General features: G+C 76.3%; 15 protein-coding genes. 3 read left to right on the top strand and 12 right to left on the bottom strand.

Translation table 11 applies throughout. The features are described from left to right. Window positions 1–158: 158 nt before the first annotated feature. The 3 genes from ACWEPF_RS16575 to ACWEPF_RS16565 form a co-directional block, all read right to left on the bottom strand. Entirely contained in the window at window positions 159–1,163 is a 1,005-nt protein-coding gene (locus ACWEPF_RS16575) for a MerR family transcriptional regulator (protein ID WP_452173114.1), read from the bottom strand. Between the two features lie 99 nt (window positions 1,164–1,262). Beyond that, window positions 1,263–1,841 (bottom strand): sigma-70 family RNA polymerase sigma factor, encoded by a 579-nt coding sequence (locus ACWEPF_RS16570; protein WP_452173113.1) that lies wholly within the window; start codon window positions 1,839–1,841, stop codon window positions 1,263–1,265. A 79-nt stretch (window positions 1,842–1,920) separates the two neighbouring features. After that, a complete protein-coding gene (locus ACWEPF_RS16565; protein ID WP_452173112.1) occupies window positions 1,921–2,292 on the bottom strand; it encodes a hypothetical protein in 372 nt (123 codons plus the stop codon). Window positions 2,293–2,684: 392 nt separating this feature from the next. Here ACWEPF_RS16565 and ACWEPF_RS16560 point away from each other — a divergent pair, with 392 nt between their 5' ends. Next, on the top strand, window positions 2,685–3,197 hold the full coding sequence (locus tag ACWEPF_RS16560) for a DUF4383 domain-containing protein (protein WP_452173111.1): 513 nt from the start codon (window positions 2,685–2,687) through the stop codon (window positions 3,195–3,197). Between the two features lie 82 nt (window positions 3,198–3,279). Here ACWEPF_RS16560 and ACWEPF_RS16555 read toward each other — a convergent pair whose 3' ends face one another. The 8 genes from ACWEPF_RS16555 to ACWEPF_RS16520 form a co-directional block, all read right to left on the bottom strand. After that, a complete protein-coding gene (locus ACWEPF_RS16555; protein WP_452173110.1) occupies window positions 3,280–3,573 on the bottom strand; it encodes a DUF3040 domain-containing protein in 294 nt (97 codons plus the stop codon). A gap of 113 nt (window positions 3,574–3,686) precedes the next feature. Continuing rightward, complete coding sequence (locus ACWEPF_RS16550) at window positions 3,687–4,898, bottom strand: beta-ketoacyl-[acyl-carrier-protein] synthase family protein (RefSeq protein ID WP_452173185.1); 1,212 nt, start codon at window positions 4,896–4,898, stop codon at window positions 3,687–3,689. Window positions 4,899–5,125: 227 nt separating this feature from the next. Beyond that, the gene (locus ACWEPF_RS16545; RefSeq protein ID WP_345281383.1) at window positions 5,126–5,404 is read right to left on the bottom strand and encodes an acyl carrier protein; all 279 of its coding nucleotides are present in this window, start codon (window positions 5,402–5,404) and stop codon (window positions 5,126–5,128) included. Next, a complete protein-coding gene (locus tag ACWEPF_RS16540) occupies window positions 5,401–6,564 on the bottom strand; it encodes a beta-ketoacyl-ACP synthase 3 (protein ID WP_452173109.1) in 1,164 nt (387 codons plus the stop codon). The genes ACWEPF_RS16545 and ACWEPF_RS16540 overlap by 4 nt, the downstream gene beginning before the upstream one ends. Next, on the bottom strand, window positions 6,561–7,406 hold the full coding sequence (locus tag ACWEPF_RS16535; protein ID WP_452173108.1) for an SDR family NAD(P)-dependent oxidoreductase: 846 nt from the start codon (window positions 7,404–7,406) through the stop codon (window positions 6,561–6,563). Before ACWEPF_RS16535 ends, ACWEPF_RS16540 begins: the two co-directional genes overlap by 4 nt. 27 nt (window positions 7,407–7,433) lie before the next feature. Next, window positions 7,434–8,540 carry a 3-oxoacyl-ACP synthase III family protein gene (locus tag ACWEPF_RS16530; protein WP_452173107.1) on the bottom strand — a complete coding sequence of 369 codons (1,107 nt, stop codon included), beginning with the start codon at window positions 8,538–8,540 and terminating at the stop codon, window positions 7,434–7,436. Between the two features lie 104 nt (window positions 8,541–8,644). After that, a complete protein-coding gene (locus tag ACWEPF_RS16525) occupies window positions 8,645–10,507 on the bottom strand; it encodes an acyl-CoA dehydrogenase family protein (protein ID WP_452173106.1) in 1,863 nt (620 codons plus the stop codon). Further along, window positions 10,504–11,727 (bottom strand): acyltransferase domain-containing protein, encoded by a 1,224-nt coding sequence (locus tag ACWEPF_RS16520; RefSeq protein WP_452173105.1) that lies wholly within the window; start codon window positions 11,725–11,727, stop codon window positions 10,504–10,506. The genes ACWEPF_RS16525 and ACWEPF_RS16520 overlap by 4 nt, the downstream gene beginning before the upstream one ends. 303 nt (window positions 11,728–12,030) lie before the next feature. Between ACWEPF_RS16520 and ACWEPF_RS16515 the strand changes: the two genes are divergently transcribed. Together ACWEPF_RS16515 and ACWEPF_RS16510 are read left to right on the top strand one after the other, a co-directional pair. Continuing rightward, entirely contained in the window at window positions 12,031–13,404 is a 1,374-nt protein-coding gene (locus ACWEPF_RS16515) for a tetratricopeptide repeat protein (protein WP_452173104.1), read from the top strand. A 48-nt stretch (window positions 13,405–13,452) separates the two neighbouring features. Further along, window positions 13,453–14,559, top strand: coding sequence for a hypothetical protein (locus ACWEPF_RS16510; protein WP_452173103.1), 1,107 nt, complete (start codon window positions 13,453–13,455; stop codon window positions 14,557–14,559). Window positions 14,560–14,597: 38 nt separating this feature from the next. Here the strand turns inward: ACWEPF_RS16510 and ACWEPF_RS16505 are convergent, their stop codons facing one another. Beyond that, window positions 14,598–15,611 (bottom strand): ADP-ribosylglycohydrolase family protein, encoded by a 1,014-nt coding sequence (locus tag ACWEPF_RS16505; RefSeq protein WP_452173102.1) that lies wholly within the window; start codon window positions 15,609–15,611, stop codon window positions 14,598–14,600. Window positions 15,612–15,639 lie beyond the last annotated feature (28 nt).

Raw genomic sequence — 15,639 nt, 5'->3', positions numbered from 1 at the left:
CCGTACCAGTGCGGCACGGCCCGGCCGAGCTTGGCCGCCAACTCCTCCACGAGCCGCCCGCGTTCACCCCCGTCCGGACAGCCCGCGACGAGGCGGCCCCACCGCCGACTTCACCGGATCGGAGGGGTGCGGGAACTACGACCTGCCGGTGAGGCGGGTCAGCTGACGGCGCGTTCGAGGAGGTCGAGGGCGGCGGGGAGGGAGCGGGGGCTCGTGGTGCCTTCGGGGTGGTCGCCGCGGTGCCAGCCGGGGCCGGCGGCGAGGACGCGGGCGTGGGTGCGGGCGCCGCGGGGGCCCCAGGTGGTGGTGAGGACGCGGCGGACGAGGTGGGCGTCGGCGGTGGTCGGGTGCTGGGACCAGAGCATGACGGCGCCCGGGCCGGTCCGTTCGAGGGCGTCCAGCAGGGCGCGGGGCGGGACGGCGGCGCCGAGGATGCGGAACGGGATCCGACGGGCCGTCAGGCCTGCGGCGACCGCCTCCAGGGGGAGGGTGTGCTGTTCGTCGGGCATGGCGGCGAGCAGGACGGGCGGGACGGGGCGGGAGGCGCCGGGGCGGACGGCCTCGGCGCGCAGGACGGTGGAGACGTGCCAGGAGAGCAGGTGCTCCACCTCCACGTACTGTTCACCCGAACGGGCCCACTTGCGGCCGGCCGCCCGTAGGGCGGGCATCATCACCTCGCCCCAGGCCTCCACCACCCCCAGGGCGTCCACGGTCTCGCGCAGGAGGGCCGCGACCTCGGCCGAGTCGAGCCGCACGGCGGCCCGGACCAGCCCGCGGCACTCCGGCCGGACCGCGCCCACGCGCGGGGCGCGGTCGTCGGCCGGCGGAGGCGGTTCGCTGCGGACGGGGCTCATCGGCGTGCCGGGGCCCGTCGGGGTGGTGCGCTCGGCCAGGACCGTTCGGGCCGCCTCGGCGGGCGGGACGCCCCGGGCGGTGAGGGCGCACATCGCCGCCAGGGTCTCGATGTCCGCCGGGCTCCAGCGGCGGTGGTGGCCGGCGGCGCGTTCGGCCGGGCCGAGTCCGTAACGGCGTTCCCAGGAACGGACGGTGGTCGGGGAGACCCCGAGCTGCCGGGCCACCGCGCCGGTGGGCAGACCTGCCTCGGCGCCGTCCGGCGGCCCGGCTGTCGCATGCTCCGGCGCACCGGCCTGACGATCCCTCATGACACGCCACCATTCCACGTCCGGAGGAGGGAGGAGGACGGCTCGCAGGCCGACGCGGCCGACGACGGTCGAAGGCCGCGCGGGCGTCGGCGAGGGCCGTCAGGGGCCGACGATCGGCCGGAGCCGGCGCAGGCCGTCCCGCATGCGGGTCTTCACGGTGCCCAGCGGCACCCCGAGCAGGGCGGCGATCTCGCGCTGCGAGTAGCCGCCGTAGTAGGCGAGGACCAGCGATTCGCGCTGCGGGGCGGTCAGTTCGGCCAGTGCGGACCGGACGCGGTCCGCGTCCAGCAGGTGCTCGACCTGGTCGGTGGCGGGGCCGTGCAGCGGTTGGTCCTGGCGGCTGAAGCGGAGCTCGCGGTCGGAGGAGGCCCGGACGGAGCGGACCCGGTCCACCGCCCGGTGGTGAGCGATCGTCAGGGCCCAGGTCAGCACCGTCCCGCGTTCGGGGCGGTAGGCGGGGGCGGTCCGCCAGACCTCGAGGAGCACTTCCTGGGTGACCTCCTCCGCGTGGGCGGCGCTGCGCAGCAGTCGCAGCGCGAGTCCGTACACCGGTCCGGCGAGGGAGCGGTAGAGCGCGGCGAAGGCGGTCTCGTCGCCTCGGGCCACCGCCGCGACGAGGGCCGTCTGGCCCTCGGGGAGGGAGGACGGCTGCCGCTCGGCGATCACTGTTCCGGTCACACCGCCACAGTGCGCCGAATCGATGCGACGGGGCCAAGCGCAGCGTTGGTGCAGCGTTTCCTGCCCGGTGGGCACGCGCTCAGGCGCCGCGCGGGGTGCGGGCCAGACCGAGGACGGAGAGCGCGGCCCAGCCGACCGAGACCGTGAGGGCCATGGTCCGGTGGCGGCGTTCCGGGAGGGTGGTGGTCAGGGTGAGGGCGTCGGAGAGGTCGGAGGCGATCCGCAGGGCGGTCGCGGTCCGCAGGCTGCGGTCGTCCGGTGCGAGGGCCATGGCCAGGCCGCAGGCCGCGTCGCGCAGGGCCAGCGGCCGCAGACAGGTGGCCACGTCCCGGGGCACCGCGCCGCCGGGGGCCAGGCCCGACGGGGCGGCCAGGAGCAGCGGCCGCGCGGCCACCGCCGCGCCGTAGGCCGCGGTCGCGGCTCCGACCACCCTGAGCAGTCGACGGTCCATGGCGGTGACCTCCGTGGTCGGTGGGGCGGCCCGCGGGCCTAGAGCCTGTCTGACAATTCGCGTCGGATCAGGCCGGGTCGTTCGGTGCGTGCGATCGGCGTGCGGCAGGAACGCCCTCGTAGCGGAGCTACTTGGGCGTTTCGGCCGTGCGGCGAGCGTGCGTGCCGGGCGGGCCGGACCCGACGGGAATTGTCAGACAGGCTCTGGCGCGGGTGGGGTACCCATCCTTCGGGACCGGTGCCCCGGACGGATGGTCCGACACGGGGCGGGCTGCGGCCGCCGACTCCGCAAACGCTGCGCGAGCGCTGCGAGTGCCTCTCCGCGGCTCCCCGGAGGACCGTCTCCGGTGGAGGGCCGGAACGACTCCGGGCCCCGTGAGGAGGGATCGGGCCATGAAACTCCAGGACGAACTGCCGGTCGACCACCGACTCAACCAGGTCTACCGGATCGGCGCCGGACTGTGCGGCGCGGTGCTGTTGGTGTTCGGCTGCCTCGGGCTGGCGGACGGCCTGTCGTTCTTCAGCACGGACGGCGAGGACGTCGCGGGGCTGTCCTCCAACGGGCTGCTCAGCGTCGTCTCCCTGGTGGTCGCCGCCGTGCTGATCACCGGTGCGGTCATCGGCGGCAACACCGCCTCCACCGTCAACATCGTGGTCGGCACGCTGTTCGTCGTCAGCGGCTTCGTGAACCTCGCGCTGCTGGAGCGCTCCGCCAACCTGCTGGCGTTCCGGATGCCCAACGTGATCTTCAGCTTCGTGATGGGCCTGCTCATCGCGACCTTCGGCATGTACGGCCGGGTCAGCGCGGGCCTGCCCCGGAACAACCCGTACTGGCGCCACCGCCACCCGACCGCGACCGCGACCGCGACGGCGACCACCTCGACCGCGACCGTGGTCCGATCCTGAACTCCACTACGGTCAGCAGTGGTTGATGCCCCGTCGGGACGATCCGGCGGGGCATCGGTCGTGCAGCGGGCCGGGGCCGTGGTCAACGCAGCCGCAGGCCCGCCAGGCGGCGGAAGGCGGCCAGCACCGCGACGCCCGCGCACACGGCGGGCACGGCCGCCCACGGGGTCCGCAGGACGGCGAGGACCGTGCAGGCCTCGGCGAGCAGGGAGAGCAGCAGGACGGTGAGGACGAGCGGGAGCGGCCGGCGGGCGAGGCGCCGCAGCAGGCCCGGCGGTCGGCGCAGGAGGCGGTCGAGGGAGGGGTCGGTGAGGCGCAGGGACTCCTCGATGCCGTGGAGGAGGCGGAGTTCCGCTGCGGTGAGGTGAACTGCCATGGCCCATCTGCTCCTTGGACGGATCGGATGTAGTACGGCCTTCGGGAGTGTCCCCCTTCACCGTCCTGCGGAAGCGCCCGGCGGAGCAGTCGCAGCGTTCGCGCAACGGATCGTCACGGTGTCGGGGCGAAGGCCAGGGCGGTGTTGTGGCCGCCGAAGCCGGCCGAGGTGGAGAGGGCGAGGCGGACGGGCTGGGGGCGGGGCGCGGTGTGGACCAGGTCGATCGGCGCGGTGTCGGGGTCGGGGGTGGTGAACCCTGCGGTGGGGGGCACGAGTTGGTGGGCGACGGTGAGGACGGTGAGGGCCGCCTCGATGGCGCCGGCGGCGCCCATGGTGTGGCCGATGGTGCCCTTGGCGGAGGTGACGGAGGGTGGGCGGCGGGCGAACAGGGCGGCGATCATCCGGGCCTCGGTGGCGTCGTTGAGCAGGGTGCCGGTGCCGTGGGCATTGAGGTGGTCGACGTCCTCCGGGGTGGCCCCGGCCTCCGCCAGGGCCAGCCGGACGGCCGAGGCGAGCCCGCGCGCCTCGGGGTGCGGGGCCGTGGCGTGGTGGGCGTCGGCGGCGCTCCCGGCGCCGACCAGCAGGGCCTTCGGCCGGACTCCCCGCGCGGCGGCGTCGGTCTGACGTTCCAGCACCAGGAAGCCGGCGCCCTCGCCGATCACGAATCCGTCCCGGTCGGCGTCGAACGGCCGTGCGGCGGAAGCGGGTTCGGGGTTGCGGGAGAGCGCCCGCATCCGGGCGAAGCCGCTCACGCAGACCGGGGTGACCATGGCGTCGGCGCCGCCCGCGACGGCGATGTCGCAGGCGTCGGAACGCAGCAGCAGGGCGGCCGTCTGGACGGCGGTGGCGCCCGAGGCGCAGGCGGTGGCGGTGTGCAGGACGGGGCCGGTGACGGCGAGGTCGATGGCCAGTTCACCGGCGGCCATGTTGGGGAGGAAGGCGGGGAGGGTGAGGGGCGAGACCGCGCCCGGGCCCTGGGTGCGCAGGCGGTCGGCGGCCTGCTCGTAGCTGCCGATGCCCCCGGCGGCGGAGCCGAGGACGATCGCGACGCGGGCGCCGTCCCAGTCGGCCGGGTCCAGGCCGGCGTCGGTGACGGCCTGCCGGGCGGCGGCCAGGGCGAAGTGCGTGGCCCGGTCCAGCCGCCAGGGCTGCCGACGGCCCGTCAGGGCCAGGTAGTCGCCGGCCACCCGACAGGAGAGGCCGACGGGCAGCCCCGCCAGCAGCGGGTCGGGGGCGGCGGCGGGACGGCCTTCGAGGACGCCCCGCCAGGTCTGCTCGGCCCCGACCCCGGCCGGCGTGACCAGCCCGATCCCGGTGACGGCCAGTGGTGCCCGGACTCGCGCTCCCGGGGCCCGGGCCGCAGCGGAAACCGGGGCCGAGACCGGGACCCGACCGTGAGCCGCAGGCACGCTCGCGGTCGGGGGCGGGGTCCGGAACGGGGACGGGGACGAGGCCGGGGCCGGGGCTGAGGGCCGGGACGAGGCCCGGCCCGGGGGCTGAGTCGGAGCGGAAGCCGCCTGCGGAGCCGGGCTCGGGCCCTCCCGGAGCGTGCTCACGCCGAGGGCCCGGCCAGGCGGGTGGACTGGGCGAGCAGGGCGCTGACCCGGCCGACCAGGTCGGCCACGGTGACGTCGGCGGCGGAGTCGGCGTCGTCGTCCAGGGTGACGCCCCAGTGCTCCTGGAGGCTGACGACCAGCTCGACCCGGGCCAGCGAGTCGAGGTCGAGGTCCTGGAGGGCGGCGGCGTCGGCGACGGCGTCGGCGGGCGCGTCGAACTTCTCGGTGAGCAGGGTGACCAGGTGGGCGCGGACGGGGTTGGCGGCGGTGTTCACGGTGTACTGACCTCCTGGGGAGCGCGGGGCGGTGCGAGGCGATCGGACGGGGCGGGGTCGGGCGGTTCGACGGCGCGGACCGGGGCGTCCGGCCAGCGCAGGGTGACGGAGGCCCAGGTCAGGCCGCCGCCGAAGGCGGTGAGCAGGGTCGGTGCGCCGGGCGCGCACCGGCCTCGGGCGAGGGCGTCGGCGAGGGCCAGCGGGATGGAGGCACCGGCGGTGTTGCCGAGTTCGCCGATGTTGCCGAAGCGGTGCGGCGGGGCGATGCCGACCCGGTCGGCGACGGCGTCCAGGATCCGCTGGTTGGCCTGGTGGCCGATGAACGCCCGGACGTCGGAGGCCCGCCACCCCGTGGCGGTCAGTGCGGCCGCGGACGAGGAGGCCATCCGGCGGACGGCGTGGGCGTAGACCTGACGGCCGCTCATCCGGAAGTGCCGCTGCTCACGCGGGAGTCGGTCGGCGGCGGGCAACCGGGTGCCGCCGGCCTCGACCGTGATCAGGCCGCTCCCGCCGCCGTCGCTGCCCCAGTCGCTCGCCAGCACGGCGCCGGGCTCGTCCGGGGTCCCGGGGCGGAGCAGGACGGCGGCGGCGCCGTCGCCGAAGAGGGGTGCGGTGTCGCGGTCGAAGGGGTCGACGATCGCCGAGTACTTCTCGGCCGCCACCACCAGAGGGGCACGGCAACCACCGCTGCTGACGAGGGCGTTGGCCACGGTGAGGGCGTAGAGGAAGCCGGAGCAGACGGCGGCGAGGTCGAAGGCGGGAACGGGGCCGAGGCCGAGCCGGTGGGCGACCTCGGGCGCGGTGGCGGGGCAGGGGCGGTCGGGGGTGGTGGTGGCGAGCAGCAGCAGGTCGGGGCCGGGGGCGGTGCTCGGGACGGGGCCCGCTCCGAGGGTGGCGCGGCCCGAGGCCGTGCCGACGGGAGCGCGGTCCGCCGCCGCGTCGAGGGCGGCACGGGCGGCGGCCGTGGCGAGGTCGCCGGTACTGGTGCCCGGTCCGGCCAGTCGCCGGCGCTGGATGCCCGTCCGGCTGGTGATCCACGCGTCGGTGCTGTCCAACCCGCCCCGGGCGATGACCTGACCGTTGGTCACCACCCGGGGTGGCAGTGCGGTGCCGACCGCGGCGACCACCGCGGTGCGGCGGTCGGACGGGGAGGCGGTCATACGGCAGCGGGGGCGAACGGGGAGGGCGGCTTGGGGAAGCCGGCCAGACCGCCGTCGGGGACGGAGAGGCCGCCGTCCAGCACCACCGCCTGGCCGCTCAGGAAGGAGGCGGCGGGTGAGGCGAGGAAGAGCGCGGCGCCGGCCACCTCCTCCGGGTCGGCCCAGCGCCCGGCCGGAACGTGCGCCAACAGCCAGGCGGAGAGCGCCGGATCGGCCTGCACGGCGGCGGTCATGTCGGTGCGCACCCAGCCGGGGCAGAGCGCGTTCACCCGGATGCCGCTGCGGGCCCAGCCGACCGCGAGGCTGCGGGCGAGCGACACCTGGGCGGCCTTGGTGGCCGCGTAGGCCTCCATCAGCGGGGTGCCGACCACCCCGGCCACGGAGGACATCAGCACCAGACTGGCCCCGTCCGAACGGGCCAGGTGGGGGTGGGCGTGGCGGCAGATCGCCGCGGTGGCGTTCAGGTTGACCGCGACCACCTGGTCCCAGGCGGGCTGCGGCAGGTACTGGAGCGGGGCCATGACGGGGCTGCCGTCCGGCTGGACGGGCAGCGTCCCGGCGTTGTGGACCAGCACGTCCAGCCCGCCCATCGCCTCGGCGGCCTGGTCGACCAACGCCGCCTGCGCGGTGTCGGCGAGGTCGCCGGGCACCAGCACGGGCGTGCGGCCGTACGCGGCGACCAGGTCGGCGGTCTCCTTGAGGGCGGCCTCGGTACGGGCGGAGAGCGCGAGCTGCGCACCGGCCTGGGCGAAGGCCACGGCGACGGCGCGGCCGATGCCGCGGGAGGCGCCGGTCACCAGGGCGCGGCGGCCGTCGAGGCGGAAGCGGTCGAGGATGGTCACGGGGAAACCTCCGGGGTTGAGGTCCGGTCAGACCTGAACGGTGCTGCGCGGAAGAGGAGTTCGCTGCGTGGTGCGGGCTTCGGTGCAGGCTTCGGTGCGGGTGTCCGTGTGGGTGTCCGTGTGGGTGTGGTGGCTGGGTGCGCCGGTCCAGGTGAGGTGAGCGGTGCCCCAGGTGAGGCCGGCGCCGAAGACGCAGAGCAGCACCCGGGCGCCGTCCGCCAGCCGGCCGAGGGCGGCCGCGTCGGCGAGGGCGTAGGGGGCGGAGGCCGCGCCGATGTTTCCGGTCAGGTCGCCGGTGATGTGCAGCCGGTCGGCGGGGATGCCGATCCGGTCGGCGACGGTGCGCAGCAGCAGCGGGTTGGGCTGGTGGGTGATGACGGCGTCGATGTCCTTGAGGTCCACGTCGTGCTCGGCCAGGGCCCGTTCGACGATCAGCGGGAAGATCTCCGCGATGAATCCGCCGACCGCCCGGCCGTCCATGTGGATGTGGTGGCGGCCCTCGGCGAGGCTCCGCGCGCTGGCCGGGATGCGGCTGCCGCCGCCGGGGATCAGCACGTGGTGGGCGCCCCGGCCGTCCGAGCCGAGCCGGAAGCCCCGGAAGCCGCCGTGCGGCACCGGGCCGAGGATGCCGGCGGCCGCGCCGTCGGCGAACAGCACGGCGGTGCCCCGGTGGGCGGGGTCCACGAACTTGGAGTACGCCTCGACGCCGACCACCGCCGCGTACCGGGCACCGGGGGTGGTGGCGAGCCAGGCGTGGGCGACCTTCGCGGCGAACAGCCAGCCGGAGCAGGCCGCGCTGACGTCCAGTGCCACCGCGTTGACCGCACCGGTCAGGGCCTGGACCCGGCAGGCGGTGGCCGGTCCGAGCTCGTCGGGAGTGGAGGTGGCCAGGAGCAGCAGGTCCAGCTGCCCGGGGTCGAGACCGGCGGCCCGGCAGGCGGCCTCGACGGCCACGGCCGCCAGGTCGGATGCGGCCTGGTCGGGGCGGGCGGAGCGGCGTTCGAGGACGCCGGTGCGTTCGGTGATCCAGTCGGCCGGGACTCCGGCCTCGCGGGCGACGTCGTGGTTGGTGCGGACGGCGGACGGCAGGTGGGTGCCCATGCCGAGGATGCCGATGTGCGGGGCGTGGTTCACGGTGTCCTTCCGGTGCTGGTGCGCGGGGCCGGGCCGCCGCGCGGGGCCGGCGACTCCCCTGAGCGCGAAGGCTCACGGGATGCGCGACTCATGGGGTACGCGGCTCACGGGGTACGCGGCTCACGGGTCCTGCCGATCCGGGCGGTGAGACGGCTGACGGGGGCGGGGGCATGACGCTCGATCACCGCGGCGGCGTACTCCGGGGCGTCGAGGGCGGCGCCGCCGGGTGCCGGGTCGAGGGCCGCGACGACCTCGGGGAGCTGCGGCAGCAGCCGGTCGCAGACCGTGTCCATGGCGGCCGGGAGGGCGCGGACGGTGGCGGGGGCCAGGACGCCGTGGGCCAGCAGCGGACCGGCCAGGCGGTGGGCCCGGCGCAGTCCGTCGAGGGTGGCGAGCTCAGCGGCACCCGGAACGTCGCCGCCACCCTCACCGGCTGACGCGGCGTCGGCCGCGAGGCGGGTGGCGTGGACCTCGCCCAGCAGCAGGACGTCGGCCAGCAGGGGGTTCCAGAGGTCGAGCCCCTCGTGGGAGGCGCCGCGTCGCTCGGCCAGGGACCGGGCGAGTTCGGCGGCGAGGCGGTCCTGCAGGGCGGCGAGCACGGCGGGCCACCAGCCGGGCTCGGTCGGCGCGGGAAGCTCCTCCCCCGGCTCCGCGGGGAGCGCGGTCCCCTCGGCGAGGGCGCGTCCGGCGTCCATCAGGGTCAGGGTGTTGTCCCCGCCGGCGTTCTCGAAGGCCCGGGCCAGTCCGAGGTACTCGGAGAGCCGGTTCTCGCCGAAGAACCCCGAGAGGCCGCAGCGGTGCCGGAGCTCGTCGACGGTCTCGGCGACCGCCCGGGTGGCGTGCACCTTGCGCAGGGCGAGGGCCCGGTCGACGGCGGCCCAGGGAGAGAAGGTCATCACGGCACCCGGCCCGGGGTCGGCCGGCGTCGAGTCCCGCAGGGCCGCCCACTCCGCCAACGCGGCCCGGGCCGAGCCGCGCAGGGTGTACGCGGTGGCGAGCGCCCCGATCACGGCGTGCTGCTGCGTGCGGTACTCCAGCACCGGGCGGCCCGGGGCCAGCCGGCCGTGGCTGCGCCGGGCGGAGCTGAACCGCCAGGCCGTCGCGGCGGAGCGGGCGGCGAGGGCCGCCATCGCGGAGGGCAGGGTGGCCCAGAGGGCCTGACCACAGCTCAGGGTCCGTTGCAGGCGGGCGTCCTGGCCGCCGATCGGGTCGTCGACCACGCCGTGCCCGTCGATCGTCGCACCGTCGGCCAGCCAGCGGTCGCGGGGCACCTCGGCGCCGTCGAAGCGGACGAAGCCGTACGGCAGCGGCAGCGCGTCCAGCGTGACCGGGCCGGAGATGCTCACCCCCGGCGCGGGCCGCCCGTCGGCCCCCGTGATGTCCGTCAGGAAGGAGAACACCCCGCCGCCGTCCTGGCCTCGGCCGGTGACGATCCGGGCGCAGACCACCGCCTGCTGGGGCAGGCCGGGGGCCGCCACGGAGGAGAACTTGGCCGCGGCCTCGTCCGGGGTGTGCAGCACGAAGACCCGGCGCCCGGCGTCGTAGCGGGCCTCGGTCCGAATGCGCAGGTGGCTGGAGGCCTCACCGATCTCGGTGACCATGAACGAGCCCTTGGTCCGCGCGTGGGCCAGCTCACCGCCGAGGTCGGCCTCCGCTCCGCCCAACGCGGCGAGCGAGCCGACGCAGAGGATGTAGTGGGAGAGGAAGGTCTGGTAGAGCGCGGGGTCGGCGAGGGCCGTCAACTCGCTGACAGTGACGAGGAGTTCGGGTTCGGCCAGGACCTCGGGCGCGGGCGGGAGGTGGGCCGCGAGCCGGGCCAGGCGGCGGTGGGCACCGGTGTCGGTGACGGCGGAGGGCGGGCGGCGCAGCAGGGTGCCCTCCAGGAGACGGGCCAGCGGGGCCGCCTGCTCGGGCGGGAGCAGGGGGGCGAGGCGGGCGTGGAGCCCGCTGGGGGCCGTGGTGGTCATGGCTTCCTCCCGACGGAGCTGGACGGAGGGCGGTGGGGGCGGGCGACGTGAGCAGCGCGGGCCGGTCGCGCGTCGTGCGTCCAGGGCACCGCGAAGCCGCGGGCCGTGGCCGCCGCCGTGTCCCCTTCCGTGCCCGCCGCCACACCCGCCGCCGTTCCCGCCGCGAGGCCCGAGGCCGGGCCCGCTGCGGCGCCCGACGGAGCACCCGACGGAGCACCGGACGCGGCACCCGACGCACTGTCAGGAGCGCTGGAGGGCGCGGGCCAGGGTCCCTCCGCGAGCGGCGCGAGCGCCCGTACCCCCGGCGTGACCGCGCGCACCGCGCTCGCCAGTGCGCCCCCGGTCCCCATCTCCACCGCGAGCGCGGCGCCGTTCAGGCCCGAGGGCAGCACGGTGGGCAGCGAGAAGGCCTTGACCAGGCAGTGGGCCAGTGCCTTGGGCAGGTCGGTGCGCGCGTCGTGCAGGCGTCCGGCCACCGCCGAGAAGACCGGGCGGCGGGGCGGCTCCCAGCGCAGCTGCCGCGCGTACCACTCGAACGCGGCGGCCTCCTCGGCGAGGCCCGGATGGTGGCTCATGAACGGCAGCCGCAGCCGCTGGTAGGGCACGCCCATCGCGGCGGCACGCCGCTCGGCCGCCTCCAGATCGGGGAGCGGGCCCGAGACCACCGTCTCCCCGGCGTGGTTGACGCAGGCCAGTACGGTCCGGGCCGCGTCCGGGCCGGCCTGGCCGAGCAGGCGTCTGGTCTCGAAGGGACCGGAGGCGAGCAGGGTCATGCCTCCGCCGTGCGAGGTGAGCAACTGCCCGAGGCGACAGGCGAGTCGGGCACCGTCCGCCACCGAGCAACTGCCGGCGGCGGTCAGCGCGGGGATCTCCCCGAAGCTGACGGAGACGAACCGGCCGGCGACCAGCCCGTCCTCCTCCAGGGCCCGGTGCACGGCCAGGCAGACGCCGAACTGGGCGAGTTGGAGCGTGCCGGGCATCTCCGAAGCCAGCTCCCGGGCACTCGGCGGGGTGGCCGCCGCGAGCCTGGGGCCGAGCGGCGCCACACCGAGTTCGGCGACGGCCCGGTCCGCCTCCTCGAACACCTCGGCCAGGGCGCGCCGCAGGGAGGGCGCTGCGGGCAGGGTCCGGAGCAGCGGCCCGAGGCCGAAGTCGCCCTGGCCGGGGAAGAGGTGGACGGTGGCCGCCCGGTCGGCCACCGGCCGTGGAGCCTTGCTCATCGCGGAGTTCCCTCCCATCCGGGGCGCGCACCTCGGCACACCCGGTCACCTCGATGGTGCGACCTGCCGGGCGTCCCGTGCGGCTTCCCCGGTCACTGGGGCGTCAAGAGTTCCGCCCCGTCAATTCCCGCCCGTTTTGCCCACCTTGCCCACCCGATGCCCTAACCTCTTCGTAGGCGTGCGGAGTCGTGCGGCGCCCAGGCCTCGTGCCGCGGTGACCGCTGCCGCGCGCCCGCGCACACCGCGGCCCTCCCCGGCGACGGCCGCGGCAGCTCCGACGACCCGTCGAGGAGGTGCAGGCGGGTGGCAGTCCACCGCGTCCCGAACGTCCGTCTCCGAGAACTCCTGCTCGAATCCCGCTGGACCGGTGCCCAGTTGGCCCGCGCGGTCAACCGGATCGGCGCCGAGTCCGGTTTACGGGGCGTCGCCTACCAACGCGCCTCGGTCCACCAGTGGCTGACCGGCACCCAACCCCGGGGCCCGGTCGCCCACTTGGTCTGCGCCGCGCTCACCGAACGCCTCGGCCGCCCGGTCGGCCCGGTCGAGGCCGGCTTCGAGGGAAGCGGCGCCGACAGCGGCGCGAACGGCGCACCTCCCGCCAACCCCCGTTCCCTGCTCACCCACCTGGCCACCGCCGCCCTCAGCCCCGACCGGGGCGGCAGCGTGCTCGCCTACCAGCCGGCCGCCGGGGCTCGACTCTCCGCCGACGCCCGGACGGCGGACCGGGCGCCCGCCCTCCCGTACCCCGCCGCACCCCCTGGCCCGTGCCCCGACGACGGACACCCGCCGCCGGACCCCCACGTCCTCACCCTCCTCCTGCCCGTCTTCTCCTCCGCCGACCTGATCCGCGGCGGCGGCCACGCCCGCACCGCACTCGCCGCCTTCCTCTCCTCCGCCGTCCCCGACATGCTCGCCGCCGCGTCCTCGCCCGTGCGGCACACGGAGGTGCTGGCGGCCGCCTCGCGGCTGAGCTACCTCTGCGCGTTCATGCACTTCGACGACGAACTCAACGGCCTGGCCCTGCACTTCTACCGCTTCGGCCTGGAGCTGGCCCGCCAGTGCGGCGACCTGACGGCCCAGGCCATGACCCTCCGGGCGATGGCCGCCCAGGCCCACGAACTCCACCACCCGCGGGAGAGCCTCGACCTGGCCCGGGCGGCCGCCGGCATCCGCCTCCCCGCCTCCGCGATCCGCGTGCGGGCCTCCGTCCTCGGCCAGCTCGCCCTCGCCGAGGCCGCCACCGCCGACCGCGCCGCCGCCCGCCGGCACATCCACGAGGCCTTCGACCTGCTCCCCCGCATCGAGGGCCCGGCCCCTCCGGTCGGCGACTACCACCGCGCGGCCTGGGACCACCACCACGCCCTGGTGCAGGCCGAGTCGGGCGACCTCGGCGGAGCCATCAAGTCCCTGGAGACCTCCGCCGCGCGCCGCCCCCGCACCGAGACCCGCTCCCACGCCCTGGTCCTCGCCAAGCTGGCGGAGCGTCAACTCACCGCCGGCCGCCTCGACGCCGCCTGCTCCACCTGGCACCAGTTCCTGGACGTCTACCCCCACCTCTCCTCCCGCCGCGCCCACTCCGCCGCCGCCCGTCTGCACCGCGGCCTGCTCCCCCACCGCCGCCGCCACCCCGCCGACCACCTCCTCCAGCGCGCCACCGCCCTCCGGCTCCCCTCGTGACGGCGACCCGCCGTCGGTGTCGTCCGGGGCCGGTGCGATGCTGGCCCGATGTCGAACGAACTGGTGCGGATGCGGGAGTCGGCCGCCGCCTGGCAGGAGCTGCGGTACGAGCGGGCCGTCGGCGCGGACGGGTACGAGTACGACCGCAACGCGGCGCGGCGGGCCCAGGTGCTCTGGGCCCTGCAGTACGACCGGCGGCCGGGAGACCTGGAGTTGGTCCGCTGGCTCGCCGGGCAGGAGGCGCAGTGCCGACGGGAGGCGCCGTTCCAGGGGCTGACCGAGGAGACCACGCTGGCCGGACTGCTGCTCGCCGAGTACCGGGTGGTCGAGGACGTCTGGCAGCAGTGGGAGATCAAGCGGGCCAACTTCGACACCTGGTGCGGCTACGACGTCCAGGCGGTCTGCGCGGCGGGCGTGGAGGCCACTCTCGCCCACGTCCGCGCGGGCGAACACCCGGAGCGGGAGGCCCTGCTGGAGCGGCTGCTCGGCGAGGACGGGAGGCCGTGTGTCTCCGAGCAGGAGGTGACCGACTGGTTCCCGTTCATGCGCAGGCGCTTCCCGGCCGACCCGGCGGCGGAGGACCCGATCACCCTGGTCGAGCGCGCCCGGATGAGCGGCGAGACCGAGCGCGCCCGGGAGTTGCTGGACGCCTGGGCCGCCGGGCAGGAGCGGGACGCGGACACCCTTCGCGAACTCCGCTACCACCTGGCCGAGTTGGGTGACTTCGTGGAGGCGGCTCGAGTACAGCGCGAGTCGCTGCGGTTCGCCGGGGGCGCCCGTGACCGGGCCTTCGGCTGGCAGGACCTGGCCGGGCTCGAACGCCGGGCCGGGCACCACCCGGCGGCCTGGGAGGCGCTGACCGAGTGCCGCCGGGCCCTGACGGACGTCCCCGAGTGGTGGGAGTACGGCCTCGGCCGGACGTACGTCGAGGAGCTCTTCCTCCTCGCGGGCAGCGCTGCCACCGACCTCGCCGCCACGGTCTTCGCCGAGGCCGACCGGCAGGCCGCCGAGGTGCCCAGCCTCGCACTGGTCACCCTCCGGGCCGCCACTGCGGCCGCCGCCCATGTCGGCGAGGAGGCCCGCGAGGAGCACTACCGCACCCTCGCCGCACAGGAGCAGCAGCGCATCGACGACGGCTTTCCGGACGAGGACTGAGCCCCCTCGGTCAGGCGCCCGGCCGAGCCCACCCTCGGTCAGGCGCCGGGCCGAGCCCGCGTCAGAAGGGCGTCGGCCATCTCGGTGATCAGCTCCCGGCCCTCGACCACCGCCAGCCAGTCGGCGGGGAGGGCCTGCGCGCCGTACAGGGCACCGACCAGGTTGCCGCAGACCGCCCCGGTGGAGTCGCTGTCGCCGGAGTGGTTGACGGCGAGCAGCAGGGCCGAGCGGGCGTCGGTGGTGGTCAGGGCGCAGTACACCGCGATGGCCAGGCACTCCTCGGCGATCCAGCCCAGTCCGACGCGCTCCACCGCCTCCGCCGACGGCGGGCCCTCGGCGGCGATGCGCACCGCCCGGTCCAGGGCCTCGACGGTCTCCGCCGCGTTCGGGTGGCGCTCCAGCGTCTCGACGGCCGCGGCGAGCGCCTCGGGCAGCGGCAGACCGGCCGCCACCCGGTCGACCAGGGCGGCGAAGGCGCCGGCCGCCAGTTGGCCGGTGGGGTGGCCGTGGGTCAGCTGGGCGCACTGGGCGGCCAGTTCGAAGGACGCGTCGGGGCCGAGGCCGAGCAGGCCGAAGGGGGCCGAGCGCATCACGGTGCCGCAGCCCTTGGAGTGCCCGTTCACCGGCCCGACCTGCCCGGTCGCGACCGGCGGGACGAAGTCCGGGTGCTCCTCCAGTCCGCTCAGGCAGGCGTTGCCGGGGGCCCGGCGGGCGTAGAGGAAGGCATGGGCCAGCAGGGGCGAGGCGGGCTGCGGGCCCGGGCCCTCCCGACGCTGGGTCAGCAGCCAGTGCCGGTACGAGCGGTGCAGGTCGGCCGGGGTGCCGCCGGCCAGCAGGCCCTCGACGGTGAACAGGGTCATCTGGGTGTCGTCGGTGATGTCCCCGGCCCGGTCGCCCGGGCGGTCGGCGGCCCGCAGGCCGGTCACGCCCCGGGGGCCGTAGTCGTCGCGGATGCGGTCCAGGCGGCGGAACTCCACCGGCCAGCCCAGCGCGTCGCCGAGGGCGCCGCCGAGCAGGGAGCCGTGCACGCGGTCGGAGGGGGAAATGGTCATCCGCAGACGGTACGCGGTGGGCGCTCCG

The organism is Kitasatospora sp. NPDC004289, assembly GCF_053602875.1.
The sequence above is the reverse complement of the archived record's forward strand: the minus strand, read 5'-3'. Positions and strand labels throughout refer to the sequence as shown.

Coding starts and splice junctions, on each gene's coding strand:
- ACWEPF_RS16510 (WP_452173103.1), top strand. CDS start 13,453: ATGTCGAACGAACTGGTGCGGATGCGGGAGTCGGCCGCCGCCTGGCAG.
- ACWEPF_RS16540 (WP_452173109.1), bottom strand. CDS start 6,564: ATGACCGCCTCCCCGTCCGACCGCCGCACCGCGGTGGTCGCCGCGGTC.
- ACWEPF_RS16505 (WP_452173102.1), bottom strand. CDS start 15,611: ATGACCATTTCCCCCTCCGACCGCGTGCACGGCTCCCTGCTCGGCGGC.
- ACWEPF_RS16565 (WP_452173112.1), bottom strand. CDS start 2,292: ATGGACCGTCGACTGCTCAGGGTGGTCGGAGCCGCGACCGCGGCCTAC.
- ACWEPF_RS16525 (WP_452173106.1), bottom strand. CDS start 10,507: ATGACCACCACGGCCCCCAGCGGGCTCCACGCCCGCCTCGCCCCCCTG.
- ACWEPF_RS16555 (WP_452173110.1), bottom strand. CDS start 3,573: ATGGCAGTTCACCTCACCGCAGCGGAACTCCGCCTCCTCCACGGCATC.
- ACWEPF_RS16560 (WP_452173111.1), top strand. CDS start 2,685: ATGAAACTCCAGGACGAACTGCCGGTCGACCACCGACTCAACCAGGTC.
- ACWEPF_RS16520 (WP_452173105.1), bottom strand. CDS start 11,727: ATGAGCAAGGCTCCACGGCCGGTGGCCGACCGGGCGGCCACCGTCCAC.
- ACWEPF_RS16575 (WP_452173114.1), bottom strand. CDS start 1,163: ATGAGGGATCGTCAGGCCGGTGCGCCGGAGCATGCGACAGCCGGGCCG.